The organism is Massilia sp. 05N420, from assembly GCF_056397205.1.
In genome coordinates this window covers 45310-58120 of record NZ_JBFTMX010000024.1, presented here as the reverse complement: position 1 = coordinate 58120, position 12811 = coordinate 45310, and the positions used below count along the sequence as shown (strand labels likewise).

Annotated in this window: 12 protein-coding genes; 3 read left to right on the top strand and 9 right to left on the bottom strand. The window is 65.6% G+C overall.

Annotated elements, in window-relative coordinates; all coding sequences use genetic code 11:
- Positions 1-19: 19 nt before the first annotated feature.
- From astB to AC1DIX_RS16740, 7 genes are all read right to left on the bottom strand, one after another.
- A complete protein-coding gene (astB, locus tag AC1DIX_RS16770) occupies positions 20-1363 on the bottom strand; it encodes an N-succinylarginine dihydrolase (protein WP_477325850.1) in 1344 nt (447 codons plus the stop codon).
- A 4-nt stretch (positions 1364-1367) separates the two neighbouring features.
- On the bottom strand, positions 1368-2855 hold the full coding sequence (gene astD / locus AC1DIX_RS16765; protein ID WP_477325848.1) for a succinylglutamate-semialdehyde dehydrogenase: 1488 nt from the start codon (positions 2853-2855) through the stop codon (positions 1368-1370).
- Positions 2848-3882: an arginine N-succinyltransferase gene (astA, locus tag AC1DIX_RS16760; protein WP_477325846.1), complete on the bottom strand. Its 1035-nt coding sequence runs from the start codon at positions 3880-3882 to the stop codon at positions 2848-2850. Before astA ends, astD begins: the two co-directional genes overlap by 8 nt.
- A 13-nt stretch (positions 3883-3895) precedes the next feature.
- Positions 3896-4939 carry an arginine N-succinyltransferase gene (locus AC1DIX_RS16755; protein WP_477325844.1) on the bottom strand — a complete coding sequence of 348 codons (1044 nt, stop codon included), beginning with the start codon at positions 4937-4939 and terminating at the stop codon, positions 3896-3898.
- Positions 4940-5002: 63 nt separating this feature from the next.
- Entirely contained in the window at positions 5003-6244 is a 1242-nt protein-coding gene (locus AC1DIX_RS16750; protein ID WP_442123944.1) for an acetylornithine/succinyldiaminopimelate transaminase, read from the bottom strand.
- Between the two features lie 279 nt (positions 6245-6523).
- On the bottom strand, positions 6524-7465 hold the full coding sequence (locus tag AC1DIX_RS16745) for a GlxA family transcriptional regulator (RefSeq protein ID WP_442123945.1): 942 nt from the start codon (positions 7463-7465) through the stop codon (positions 6524-6526).
- 30 nt (positions 7466-7495) lie between these two features.
- Positions 7496-8407, bottom strand: a complete 912-nt coding sequence (locus tag AC1DIX_RS16740; protein WP_477325842.1) for a DMT family transporter — start codon at positions 8405-8407, stop codon at positions 7496-7498.
- A 109-nt stretch (positions 8408-8516) separates the two neighbouring features.
- On the opposite strand from AC1DIX_RS16740, the gene AC1DIX_RS16735 reads away from it, so the two are divergent.
- Together AC1DIX_RS16735 and AC1DIX_RS16730 are read left to right on the top strand one after the other, a co-directional pair.
- Complete coding sequence (locus AC1DIX_RS16735; RefSeq protein WP_442123947.1) at positions 8517-8798, top strand: hypothetical protein; 282 nt, start codon at positions 8517-8519, stop codon at positions 8796-8798.
- Positions 8799-8816: 18 nt separating this feature from the next.
- A complete protein-coding gene (locus AC1DIX_RS16730; protein ID WP_477325840.1) occupies positions 8817-9650 on the top strand; it encodes an HDOD domain-containing protein in 834 nt (277 codons plus the stop codon).
- A 444-nt stretch (positions 9651-10094) separates the two neighbouring features.
- Here the strand turns inward: AC1DIX_RS16730 and AC1DIX_RS16725 are convergent, their stop codons facing one another.
- Together AC1DIX_RS16725 and AC1DIX_RS16720 are read right to left on the bottom strand one after the other, a co-directional pair.
- Positions 10095-11033 carry a fasciclin domain-containing protein gene (locus AC1DIX_RS16725; RefSeq protein ID WP_477251690.1) on the bottom strand — a complete coding sequence of 313 codons (939 nt, stop codon included), beginning with the start codon at positions 11031-11033 and terminating at the stop codon, positions 10095-10097.
- Positions 11034-11075: 42 nt separating this feature from the next.
- Entirely contained in the window at positions 11076-11531 is a 456-nt protein-coding gene (locus AC1DIX_RS16720) for a fasciclin domain-containing protein (RefSeq protein ID WP_477325838.1), read from the bottom strand.
- A 150-nt stretch (positions 11532-11681) separates the two neighbouring features.
- Here AC1DIX_RS16720 and AC1DIX_RS16715 point away from each other — a divergent pair, with 150 nt between their 5' ends.
- Positions 11682-12674, top strand: coding sequence for a MerR family transcriptional regulator (locus tag AC1DIX_RS16715; RefSeq protein WP_477325837.1), 993 nt, complete (start codon positions 11682-11684; stop codon positions 12672-12674).
- The last annotated feature ends 137 nt before the right edge of the window (positions 12675-12811 follow it).

Here is a 12811-nt window from a genome sequence, read left to right as displayed (position 1 = left end):
ATATTTTCGGGGCTCTTCGTTAATCCAGGTCGTACAGTCCGGGCAGGCCGAGCAGACGCTCCAGTTCTTCCAGCGCGGCGGCGCATTCGATCGCCAGCTGCGGGTCGGCCAGGTCCTTCGGCTCGACGCGGTCGCGGTAGTGGCGCTCGACCCAGGGCACCAGCTTCGCGTAGAGCTCATCGGTCATGATCACGCCCTGGTGCATCGCGGCCGCCTCGTCATCGGTCAGCGCCACGCGCAGGCGCAGGCAGGCCGGGCCGCCGCCGTTGCGCATGCTCTGGCGCAGGTCGAACTCGATCAGTTCGTCGATCGGGCCGCCACTCGCGACCAGGCCGGCCAGGAAGCGCGAGACCGCGGCGTTCTCGCGGCATTCGTGCGGTACCACCAGCGCCATGCGGCCATCCGGTTTCGACAGCAGCTGGCTGTTGAACAGGTAGCTGGCCACCGCGTCCGCGACCGGCACCATGCCGGTATCGACACGCACCGCGGCGAGGTCGGCGTCCACGTTGGCGAGCGCACGGCGCAGCGCGTCCAGGGTCGCGGTCTCGTCGGCGAAAGCCTGCTCGTGGTAGAACAGCACGTTGCCGTTGCCGACCGCGATCACGTCGTTGTGGAACACGCCCTGGTCGATCACGTCCGGGTTCTGCGAAGCGAACACGGTGCGCGCCGCATCCAGGCCGTGCAGGCGGGCGATCGCCTGCGAGGCTTCGAGGGTCTGGCGCGCCGGGTATTTTTTCGGGCTCGGTGCGGACGGGTCGAATTCCACACGGCCGTAGACGAAGAACTCGACCCCAAGAGCGCCGTGGGCGCTGGCGAAGCGGGTGTGGTTCGCCGCGCCCTCGTCGCCGAACGCCGGCGTGGAAGGCAGGGGCTCGTGCACCACGAAGCGGTCGCTGTTCGCGAACAGTGCGCGCAGGGTGCGGGTCGACTGTATGTGCTCTTCGGCACGGTGCAGCTTGTTGTTCAGGTTGGCGGCCGTGAAGTGCACGCGGCCGTCCGCGGTGTCGCTCGACGGGCTGACGGTGGCGGCGTTCGCGGTCCACATCGGCGAAGCGGACCAGGCGCAGGCCAGGATCACCGGCGCTTCGCGCCAGGCCTGGGCCAGCACGTCGGCGTCCGTGCCGCTGAAGCCGAGGCGGCGCAGCATCCGGAAGTTCGGGCGCGCCTGCGGCGGCAGCACGGCTTGCGCGAAACCGCGCGCGGCCAGTTCGCGCATCTTGGCCAGGCCCTGCAGGGCAGCCTGCCTCGGGTTCGACGCGCTCTTCACGTTGTTGAAGGAGGCGACGTTGCCGAAGGAGAGGCCGGCGTAGTTGTGCGAAGGCCCTACCAGGCCGTCGAAGTTGAATTCGCGGGCATTACGCATAGTGTTAGAAGCTCAGTCCGGGGGACAGTTTGGCCGGCATTTCCAGCTCGGAGGTTTCGATCGAGGCGACCGGATAGGCGCAGTAGTCGGCCGCGTAGTAGGCGCTCGGGCGGTGGTTGCCCGACTTGCCGACGCCGCCGAAAGGCGCCGAGCTGGCCGCGCCGGTGGTCGGGCGGTTCCAGTTCACCACGCCGGCCCTGGCCTTGACGGCAAAGCGCTTCCACAGCGCTTCCGACGGCGACAGCAGCGCGGCGGCCAGGCCGAACTCGGTGGCGTTGGCGGCCTTGATCGCGCTGTCGAAATCCTGCACGCGGATAATCTGCAGCAGGGGGCCGAACCATTCCTCGTCCGGGATGCCCTGCACGCCGGTGACGTCGACGATGCCGGCGGTGACGAAGCCGTTATCCGGATCCAGCTGGCGCATGCGCAGCAGCACCTTGCCGCCCTTCTCTTCCATCATCTGCTGGGCTTCGACCAGGCGCCTCGCCACCGTGCTTGATACGACCGGGCCCATGAAGGGTTGCGGATCGGCGTTCGAGGGACCGACCACCAGCTTGCCCGCCACCTCGACCAGGCGGTCGATGAAGGCCTGGCCCTGCGGGGTGTCGTGCACGATCAGGCGGCGCGCGCAGGTGCAGCGCTGGCCGGCCGAAATGAACGCCGACATCACGGCGTGGTGGACGGCGGCGTCGCGCTTGTCCTTTTGATCCTCTACGTCCCAGACCACCAGCGGGTTATTGCCGCCCATTTCCAGCGCCAGCATCTTGCCGGGCATGCCGCCGAACTGTTTATGCAGGGCGGCGCCGGTCTGGCTGCTGCCGGTGAACAGCACGCCGTCGACGATCGGGTTGGCGCCCAGCGCGATGCCGGTCTCGCGGCCGCCGTTGACCAGGTTCAGCACGCCTTTCGGCAGGCCGGCCTGTTCCCACAGCTGGACCGTGCGCACCGCGGTGCGCGGCGCATATTCGCTGGGCTTGAAGACCAGGGTGTTCCCGGCGATCAGGGCCGGCACGATGTGGCCGTTCGGCAGGTGGCCGGGGAAGTTATACGGGCCGAAGACGGCGAACACGCCATGTGGGCGGTGGCGCAGGACGGCATTGCCGTCGGCGACCCTGGCGGCGGTCTCGCCGGTGCGCGCGCCATGGGACTGCACCGAAATATCGACCTTGTTGGCCATGGTCGTGACTTCGGTACGGGCTTCCCACAGCGGTTTGCCGACTTCCTCGGCGATGATCGCGGCCAGTTCCTCGTTATGCTCCTTGAGCAGGTCGCGGAAGCGCTGGCAGATCGCAATGCGCTGCTCGAGCGGGGTCAGGGCCCAGTCTTCGAAGGCATCGCGCGCCGCTTCGACTGCGCGGGCCACGTCATCGGCGTTCGATTCCTTGCTGGTCCAGGTCTGGCGGCCGGTCGACGGATCGATGGTGACCAGTTCCTGGCCGCTGCCGGCGAGCCATTCGCCGCCGATGTAATTCGAGAGGTTGGTATCAGCCATTCGTATTCTTCCTTACATTGAGTGACAGCGTGCGCACTGGGTCGCCCGCCTGGCAATGCAGCAGCTGCAGTTCGCGTACCGACAGCGCCACCTTGGTGCCGCCATCGCAGGTTTGCGCGAGGATCATGCGGAAATCGTCGAGCTTCGTGTTCGAGACCAGGGTGGTGTCGCACTCGCCTTCCGGCGCGCCTTCCCCGGCCACGGTCAGCACGCTGTCGCGCACCGCGCGCAGCTCGGCCACGCGGCCCTGCAGCACCGGGCCGGCGTCGAAGATGTCGACATAACCCTCGTAGTGCATGCCTTCCTGCTCGAGCAGCTTCCTCGCCGGCAGCGTGGAGCGGTGCACCTGGCCGATCACGGCCTGGGCGTCTTCCGGCAGGTAGGCCACGTACAGCGGCTGGCGCGGCATCAGCTCGGCGATGAAGGACTTCTTGCCGATCGCGGTCAGGCCGTCGACGTGGTCGAAATCCATCTTGAAGAAGTGGCGGCCGAGGCCTTCGTAGAACGGCGAGGAGCCGTCATCAAGCTGGAAGCCGCGCATCTCGGCGATGATCTTCTCGGTGAACAGGTGCTGGAACTGGGCGATGAACAGGAAGCGGCTTTTGGAGAGCCACTTGCCGTTATGGCCGGTACGGTATTCCGGCATCAGGAACAGCGAGCACAGTTCGCTCGAACCGGTCAGGTCGTTCGACAGGTAGAGCGTGTCCATGCGGGTGAACACGCCCAGCTCGCGGCTGGAGTGGACCAGGGTGCCGATGCGGTAGTTGTAGAAGGGTTCGGTGAGGCCGACCGCGCCCTTGATGGCGCATACGCCGGCCAGGCGATGGTTGGCGGTGTCCTCCAGCACGAACATGTAGTCGCGCTGTTCCGGCGGGATGGCCTGGGCGAAGGAAGCGACCGCGGTGTTCACGCGTTCGCCCAGCATGTCGCGGTCCGGTTTCAGGGTCGTCATGCCGCTGCCGACCTGGCGCGCCATCTCGATCAGCGGATCGATGTCGTCCAGGGTGATTGCGCGAATCAAGAGCATGGATCGGTTTCCTTTAAATGCGCACGCAGATGACGTTATCGCCCGGCGCGACGCCGAGCGCCTGCTGGGCCCAGGCGGGCAGGCACAGCGCCTCGCTGCTTTCGGCCGGCGCGCAGGACACGACGATGGCGCGGAACTTGCGCTCGCTGCTGGCCACCGCGTAGCTGGCCATGGTGTCCGGCGCGCCCGGCGGCTGGTCCTGGGTCGCGACGCGGCGCACCATCGAGCCGCGGAAGGAACGCAGCGCGTTCTTGTGCGCCTGCAGGATCGGGCCGCCGTCGAAGATGTCGATGTACTCGTCGGCCTCGAAGCCTTCCTCTGTCAATAAGTCGAAGGCCAGCTGGCCATCCGGGTGGATCTGGCCCATGGCCGCCTGCGCCGGGCCCGGCAGCAGCGGCACGTACACCGGATAGTGCGGCATCAGCTCGACGATCAGGGTGCGGTTGCGGGCGCCGCCGATGGTGCGTTCGGCGTCGAGGAAATCCATCTTGAAGAACTTGCGGCCGAGCGCATCCCAGAACGGCGACTGGCCGTCGTCGTCGGTGACGCCGGCCAGCGGCACGAAGAAGCGGTCGCCGAAGCGGTGCGGCGCCAGCACGGCGTACAACAGCCTGGCGCGCGACAGCAGGGCCGCTTCGGGGCCGGCGCGGTAGTTGGCCTTATTGCGGTGGCGGATCGTGAAGCCCGACAGCTGCGAGTAGGCGGTCAGCTCCGAGCACAGGGTCAGCGCATGCACGCTGTGACTGATGTTCAGGTCGCGCGAGACCTGCTGGATCACATCGTTGCGGAACGCGAAATAGGTGCCGTTCGAACCGGCCGAGGCGTGGATCGAGGCGGTGCCCACCAGTTCATGGTGCTCGAGGTCTTCCAGCACGAACAGATAGGTTTCCTCGCTGGGGATGTCGACGTGGGCCGCGAACGAAGCGCTTGATCGTTCGACCAGGGCGGCGATCTTCTCGCGCGTGCGCGGCAGGGTATGCACTCCCGGCATGGCGGTGGCCAGCAGCGTCTCGAGGGCGCCGACATCCGCGGGCTCTACCGGACGGACAACATACATGGGAACTCCCGATCAAGAGTCAGGCAGGCCGGCTGCGTCGAAGCAGCCGGCGGATGGCGCGTATCAGCCGGCGATGAAGGCCTGGGCGGTGTCGCGCATGATGCGGTCGGCTTCGAGCAGCTGGGCGTCGCTGACGACCAGGGCCGGCGCCAGGCGCACGACGTCAGGGCCGGCGATCAGCAGCATCAGGCCGAGCTTTTCGGCGGCCTTGGTGTAGTCCTTGGCGCGGCCCTTGAAGCCTTCTGCCATCGGCAGGCCGATCAGCAGGCCCTTGCCGCGCGGCTTGCCGAACAGTTGCGGGAAGTCGGCCGACAGTTTTTCCAGCTGGGCGAACAGCTTGGCGCTGGCTTCGTTCACGCGGGCCAGGAAGGCCGGCTGGTTGATCTGCTCGAGCACGTTCAGGGCGACGGTCGCGGCCAGCGGGTTGCCGCCGTAGGTGGTGCCGTGCGAGCCGACGTTGAAGTGCTGGGCGATCTCCTCCAGGGTCAGCATGGCGCCGATCGGGTAGCCGTTGCCCAGGGCCTTGGCCGAGGTCAGGATGTCCGGGGTCACGCCCACGTTCATGTAGTCGTACAGGGCGCCGGTGCGGCCCACGCCCGACTGCACTTCGTCGAACACCAGCAGGGCGCCGGTCTTGTCGCACAGCTCGCGCAGGACTTTCAGGAATTCGATATCGCCCGGGATCACGCCGCCCTCGCCCTGGATCGGCTCGACGATCACGGCGGCGACGTCGTCAAGGATCGCGGCGCGCGCGGACTCGATGTCGTTGTAGGCGATGTGATTGATTTCCTGCGGCAGCGGCTCGAAGCCTTCGGTGTACTTCGGCTGGCCGCCGACCGAGACGGTGAACAGGGTGCGGCCGTGGAAGGACGACAGGCAGGACACGATGCGCGACTTGTGCGGGCCGAACTTGGTGTGCGCGTACTTGCGGGCCAGCTTGAGGGCGGCTTCGTTGGCTTCGGCGCCGGAGTTGCAGAAGAAGGCGCGGTCGGCGAAGGTCGCTTCGGTCAGGGCCGAGGCCAGGCGCAACACCGGCTCGTTGGTGTAGCCGTTACCGAGGTGCCACAGGGTATTGATCTGGCGCGTCACGGCGTCGACCAGCAGCGGGTTGCAGTGGCCGAGGCTGGAGACGGCGATGCCGGAGGTGAAGTCGAGGTAATGCTTGCCTTCCTGGTCCCAGACATCCAGGCCGGAAGCGCGCACCGGGACCATCGCAGCCGGAGCGTAGGTCGGGACGAGGACCTCGTCGAAAGTCTGGCGTGTAACTGGCCGCGTGGTGACACCCGATTCGAGCTTAGCATTCATGACGTTCTTCCTCATCCAGATAAGAGTCGCGCGAACTCCAGCAGCCGCGCCGAGCGACCCATTATAGAAACACGACCCTTGCAGTTCTTTCCAAACTGCGACAGGCATTTTCATTTTTGGACGAGCAACTTTTGCGCTATCTCAAGCAAAATTCGGGGTCAGAGCACTTTATTTTGTCAACTTCTTCAATTTTGCACGCATGCTCCGGCAATATCGGTCATCCTCGCCCATCTCGCCGAGGAAAATGGACCTGACCCCGAAGTTGCCGAAGTTGGGAAATTACTCGGCGAGTTTGCGCTGGCGTTCTTCGCGCGGGGTGTTGCCGAACAGGGCGCCGAAGGCGGTGGAGAAGTGGGAGCCGGAGGAGAAGCCGCACATCAGGCCCACCTGCACGATCGAGTGGTTGGTGTCGCGCAGCAGCTGGCGGGCGCGTTTCAGGCGCAGTTCGAGGTAGTAGCGCGACGGCAGGCTGCCCAGGTATTGCTTGAACAGGCGCTCCAGCTGGCGCCGCGAGATGCCGGCCAGCTGGGCGATCTCGTCGGTCGAGAGCGGCTCTTCGATGTTGGCTTCCATCAGGGTCACGGCCTCGGTCAGCTTGGGCTGCAGCACGCCGAAGCGGGCCTGCAGGGCGACCCGCTGGCGCTCTTCCTGGCCGCGCACGCGGTCCACGCACAGAATTTCCTTGACCTGGGCCTGGACCGTGGCGCCAAACAGGATGTCGACCAGGGTCAGGGCGAAGTCGATGCTGGCGCCGCCGCCGCAGCAGGTCAGGCGCGCGCCGTCGATCTCGAACAGGTGAGGGCTGAACAGGGCCTGGTCGGCAAAGGTCTCGGCATCCGGGTACAGCGACCACGGCAGCGCGGTGCGCACGCCGTTGAAGGCGCCCGCCTCGGCCAGCCACAGCACGCCGGCGCCCACGCCTCCCCAGCAGGGCGCGGCGCGGCAGCGCTGGGCCAGCAGACGCATATTGGCGGGGCGCAGGCCGGCCTCGGCCTCGTCGGCGACCAGCAGCACCAGGTGCCACTGGCGCTGGCCGTCGCCGCCGAATTTATCGGGGGTGCGCACGTCGACGATCAGGCGCTGCGGCCCCACCATCTTGGCCGCCAGGCGCAAGGGCTGCACGATCCCGGCCCAGGTCAGGGAATCCGGCTCGCCGGCATTCACCAGCAGCACGCGCAAGGGCGCTTCCTGCGCGAGGCTGGACAGTTCAGCGTGCGACATCGAAACGATGCGGAACAGGGGTCGGGATCATCACTCGGGGGCGAGCGCGCCCGCCGGGCGGCTCTCGGTATTCCATTGACTGACAATCATACCGGATATCAACAGGGCGGCGCCGAGCCAGCCGCGGGCCGTCATCGCCTCGCCCAGCCAGAAATAGCCGAAGAAGGCCGCCGCTCCCGGCTCGAAGGCATAGATCACGGCCGCCTCGTTGGCGCTGGTGCGCGACTGGCCCCAGGTCTGCAGCGAGATGATGGCGGCGGTGCAGACCACGCCCAGGTAGGTGAAGTTCGGCCAGTAGGCCAGCAGGCTGGCGCCGATGTAGCGCCAGTAATTGTTCGCGTCCTCCAGCACGCCGACGCCGCGCGGCACTTCGCGCAGCAGCAGCCACACGGCCGCGCACACGGCCACGGTGCCGATCTGGGCCGCCGTCACGCTCAGCAGTTGTTTCGCGGTGCGGGTGCGGATCTCCATGATCTTGACGTAGGCACCGAAGCAGAAGGCGCCCAGCAGCGCCAGCGTGTCGCCCGTGCCCCAGGCGCCGCCGTCCCAGCACAGGGCCGCCAGGCCGGCAACCGCCAGCACCAGCGCGAACACGATGCGGCGCTCCGGCAGGCGTCCGCCGAGGATGCCCAGCAGCGGCACCACCAGCACGTTCAGGCCGGTGATGAAAGCGTTGCGGTTCGAACTGGTCAGCGCCAGGCCCTCGACCTGGAACAGGTAGCAGAAGAACAGGACCAGGCCCAGCAGCACGCCCGAGCGCAGGTCGCTCCAATGCGCGCGCCACAGGAAGGGCGACAGGATGACGAGCGCCAGCGCAAAGCGCGTCAAAATGATCCACACCGGAGAAAAGGTCACGGTGAGGTCTTTCATGGCCGGGAAGGTCGTGCCCCACACGAGGACGACGAGGATGAGGGCGGCAATGCCGCGCAGCTGCTGGGTCATGGCGATATGGTAACTGTCGCGGCCGCAAAACGCGAATCCCGGGCGGCGACCCTCCGCGCGCGCCGACCGCTATAATCCGATCCAGCACACAAGAAAGGAAGACCCACCCGTGAAAACCGCCCTGCTCGAAGGTAAAAAGCCCGCCCATTTCGACAAGCACATCATCGGCAACCTGCTGCTCGACGTCGCCCCGCCCGACGAGGTGAAGCAGGAAAAGATGCTGATCGGCGTGCGCAACGAAGCCGGCGAAATCTATCGCCTGATCGGCGCCACCAAAATCAACAGCTTCATGAACGCGGTCGAGGAATTGTTCGACCTGGGCCTGGTCGACGAATTGCAAGACACGGAAGAGCCGAAAGATGGCTGCGACGCCATTTTCAGCGAGCCCTAAGCCGTATAATATTTCCCCATGGACAGACTCGACGCCCTCAAGAGCATCGCCGCGCAAGCCGGGCGCGGCGAGCTGGCCTTTCCGACCCACGTCAACGCGACGCTGAAATTGCAGCGCGCGCTGAGCGATCCCGACTGCCACGTCGAGGAAGCCGCACGCCTGGTGCAGACCGAGCCGCTGCTGGCCGCGCGCACCGTCGCCATCGCCAACTCGGCCGCCTATAACCGCGCCGGCAACGACGTCACCAACGTCCGCGCGGCCGTGCAGCGGGTCGGTTTTCGCACGCTGGGGGCGCTGGCCGCCTCCGTCATCGTGCGCCAGCTGGCCAGCGGCGTCAGCGACCCGCTGCTGCGCGCCAAGGCCGACCAGCTGTGGCAGCACTCGGCCAACGTCGCCGCGCTGGCGCTGGTGATCGCGCGGCGCGTTTCCTTCGTCGATCCGGACACGGCGATGTTCGCCGGCATCGTGCACGAGGTCGGCGGCTTCTATCTGCTGTCGAGAGCAGGCGAGTTCCCCGGCCTGCTGGACGGCGGCGCCGACGAATGGATCGAGCACGGCCAGATCGAGATCGGCCGCGGCGTCCTGCTCAAGCTGGGCGTCCCGGGCCCGGTGATGGATGCGATCGAAGCCCTGTGGAACGGCATGCGCGCCCTGCCGCCGGAAACCCTGGGCGACACCCTGATGCTGGCCAAGGACCTGGCCCCGGTTCCCTCTCCCCTGCTCGAACGCCCGGGCTTCAGCCCGACCCAGGCCAGCGCCACCATCGACTTCGCGGTCGGAGACGGCACCCTGGCGCTGATCCTGCAGGAATCGGAAGACGAGGTGCGCAGCCTGGTGGCGGCGCTGGACTGAGGCCGGCCCTCAGCCGAAGCCCGGCAGCGCCTTGTCCGCGCCAGGCCGGCATGCGCGAGCGCGCTGCGCCTGCCGGCAAGCCGATTGATGCAGGCGCCGGCGGCGACGGTATCGGCGATGCTGTGGAGATTTTCGGCGGGCGGACCGAATACCGTATAGATGAGAAAAGTATGACGCCCCATCCATCCTGCAGGCAAACGAGCAGGCAAAAAAAACCCGCTCCAGGGAGCGGGTAAAGTCCAAAACTAGGGATGTCCTGAAAGAGACGAGTCCATCTTAGTTCCCTGAACCTGAGCACTCTGTGCGCGAACTCACATTTTTTAACATTTCGCGCGAACTTTGTAAAAAAAAATGCGCCACCGCAAGATGGCGCAAAACGGGCAACGGTTAAACACCGGAGAGAACGTCGCCGCGAGTGAACGCTGAGCCTGCATCCTTGTATCGCTAGGGAGCGGGCAGGATCACTTTGTCGATCACGTGCACGACGCCATTCGACGCCAGGATGTCGGCGGCGGTGATGTTCGCCATGCGGCTACGGCGGTCGGTGACGACGAGCGTCGAACTCACCTGGAAGGTCTCGCCTTCCACGGTCGTGATCGGCGTATTGAGCGGCACTTGCGCCTTCAGTACCAGTCCCGGCACCACGTGGTAGGTCAGCACCTTGGTCAACAGCGCTTTATTGCCCAGCAGTTGTTCCTTGGTGAGGCCCAACTCTGCCAGCAAGGAGGCGAACGCCGCATTGGTCGGCGCAAAGACCGTGAATGGGCCGGGCGCGCTCAAGGTGTCGGCCAGTCCCGCGGCTGTGACTGCTTCAACCAGGATACTGAAATCCGGGTTGGCTGCCGCCACCTGCACCACTGTCTTATCAGCTGGCAAGAGCACCTTGTCGATGGCGTGGATGACGCCATTCGATGCGGGAATATCCGCCTGCACGATCTTGCTGGTCCGGTTGCGTCCGTCGGAGATGACCAGATCGGCTCCCACCTTGTCCGCTTTGAAGAAGCCACCCGCCGCCGGCATGATCGGCTTGCCGATCGGCACCTGGGTACTGGTTACGCTGCCGGAGACGACGTGATACTTCAATACCGCGGTCAACAAGGCCTTATTGCTCAGCAATTGATCCTTGCTCAGCCCTAGCTCGGTAAGGAGGGCCGCAAAGGCATCGTTGGTCGGGGCAAACACCGTCAGCGGCCCCGGTGCGGACAGCGTGTCGGCCAGGCCCGCAGCCTGGACGGCTTCCACCAGGGTGCTGAAACGGCTGTCCTTTTGGGCCACCTGCACGATGTTGCCGGGATGATTGCCACCGTCGCCGCCGCCCCCGCCGCACGCCGCCATCGAAGCGACCAGTAACAGGCCGGCGATTCCTTTTATCCAACGAAACATGATGGACCTCCCTTCAGAGTGACGCCGCGATGGGATTGGGGATCACTTCGGCATCAGCACCGTATCGATGGCGTGGATGACGCCGTTATCGGCGGCGACATCGGCAGCGACCACGGTCGCCTTGTCGACATGGACCTTGCCACCTTTCATGCTGAAGTGCAGAGGACTGCCCTCCACCGACTTGACCATTCCCGGCTTGACGTCGGCAGCCATCACCTTGCCAGGCACCACGTGGTAGGTCAGCACCTTGGTCAACGCAGCCTTATCCTTCAGCAAGGCATCCAGTGTCGCCTTGGGCACTTTCGCAAATGCTTCGTCCGTCGGTGCGAACACGGTATAAGGCCCCGGCCCCTTCAAGGTATCGACCAACCCGGCTGCTTGCACCGCCTTGACCAGCGTCGTGAAATTGCCCGCGGATTTCGCGGTGTCGACGATATCGGCCGCCTGGGCCGCGGCGCAGGACAACATGAAACTCGTAACGAGCCAGAGCTTTTTCATTATCGATTCCTTTAATAAATGTTGAACCGGGAAGCTGGACAAACCAGCGATGCATGGGTGACCACGTTGTGAAATATAGGATGGACAATTTCGCATGTCCAGGCTTTGTATCGCTATAATCTAAATATCACGGTTCAAAAACGGTTCATCATGACAGAGCACAGCGAAGAAATCCGGGGCAGCGAACATGGAGCGTCGGACGAGATCACGTATCGCAGCGGCGTGGCGGCACGCCTCGCCGGCTTGCCGGTCGAAACCTTGCGGGTATGGGAGCGCCGTTACGACTTGTCCGAGACGCGCCGCTCCGCCCATGGGCAGCGGCTGTACACGGCGTCACAGGTACAGCGCCTGGGCCTGCTGAAACAACTGGTCGACCAGGGACATCCGATCGGACAGCTCGCCCATCTTTCGATCGATGAATTGCATACGCTCGGCGGCAAGCAGGCCGGCGACAGCGCGTTACCGGGACCGATCGATGTGGCGGTGGCCGGCCCGGGCCTGGCGCGCCGCATTGGCGCCAGCCCACGCGACACGGCGCTACTGAACATCGTGGACAGCGCGCCACGCCTGGACACATCGGTGTTTCCACGCCCCGGGCTGCATGCGGACGTCCTGCTGGTGGAACTGGCGGAACTGGACGAAGGTGCCATTCCCCTGATCGCTTCGACCGGCCAGGCCCTGCAGGCGGCGGCAACCGTCGTCCTCTACCGCTTCTGCTCGAATGCGACTATCCGGGCGCTGCGTTCGCACGGGTGGCTGGTGGCGCGCGTGCCGTCCGAGATGGGCGAGCTCATCGCCTTGTGCCGCCAGGCGCTCGATGGGCAGCGCCTGCCCGCACGCCCGGCCGAGCAGGCCCCGCCGGCACCGCGCTTCGATGAAGAGTCGCTGGCGAACCTGACCGCCGCGAGCACCAAGCTTGCCTGCGAGTGCCCGCGCCATATGGCGGAGCTGTTGCTGATGATCGGCAGCTTCGAGCGCTACAGCCATCAATGCGCTTCACGCAACAGCATGGATGCACAGTTGCACCAGGATCTAGGCCATGCTGCGGGACGCGCTCGCACGATCCTGGAAATGGCGCTGGAGCGCCTGGCACTCGCCGAAGGTCTGCCGCTGGCGCCGCGAGATTCAAGCGACCGGATTTGAACGGATATCGCAGCGCCGGTCGGCAAAAAAAAACCCGCTCCAGCGGAGCGGGTGAAGTCCAAAACTAGGGATGTCCTGAAAGAGACGAGTCCATCTTAAGGCCACCTTAAGGGACACTCTGTGCGTTGTTTCACACA

What these genes read in the sequence shown, in the direction of transcription:
- AC1DIX_RS16740 (WP_477325842.1), bottom strand. Translation starts at nt 8,407, where the DNA reads ATGACCCAGCAGCTGCGCGGCATTGCCGCCCTCATCCTCGTCGTCCTC.
- AC1DIX_RS16750 (WP_442123944.1), bottom strand. Translation starts at nt 6,244, where the DNA reads ATGAATGCTAAGCTCGAATCGGGTGTCACCACGCGGCCAGTTACACGC.
- astB (WP_477325850.1), bottom strand. Translation starts at nt 1,363, where the DNA reads ATGCGTAATGCCCGCGAATTCAACTTCGACGGCCTGGTAGGGCCTTCG.
- astD (WP_477325848.1), bottom strand. Translation starts at nt 2,855, where the DNA reads ATGGCTGATACCAACCTCTCGAATTACATCGGCGGCGAATGGCTCGCC.
- AC1DIX_RS16715 (WP_477325837.1), top strand. Translation starts at nt 11,682, where the DNA reads ATGACAGAGCACAGCGAAGAAATCCGGGGCAGCGAACATGGAGCGTCG.
- AC1DIX_RS16720 (WP_477325838.1), bottom strand. Translation starts at nt 11,531, where the DNA reads ATGAAAAAGCTCTGGCTCGTTACGAGTTTCATGTTGTCCTGCGCCGCG.
- AC1DIX_RS16755 (WP_477325844.1), bottom strand. Translation starts at nt 4,939, where the DNA reads ATGTATGTTGTCCGTCCGGTAGAGCCCGCGGATGTCGGCGCCCTCGAG.
- astA (WP_477325846.1), bottom strand. Translation starts at nt 3,882, where the DNA reads ATGCTCTTGATTCGCGCAATCACCCTGGACGACATCGATCCGCTGATC.
- AC1DIX_RS16745 (WP_442123945.1), bottom strand. Translation starts at nt 7,465, where the DNA reads ATGTCGCACGCTGAACTGTCCAGCCTCGCGCAGGAAGCGCCCTTGCGC.
- AC1DIX_RS16725 (WP_477251690.1), bottom strand. Translation starts at nt 11,033, where the DNA reads ATGTTTCGTTGGATAAAAGGAATCGCCGGCCTGTTACTGGTCGCTTCG.
- AC1DIX_RS16730 (WP_477325840.1), top strand. Translation starts at nt 8,817, where the DNA reads ATGGACAGACTCGACGCCCTCAAGAGCATCGCCGCGCAAGCCGGGCGC.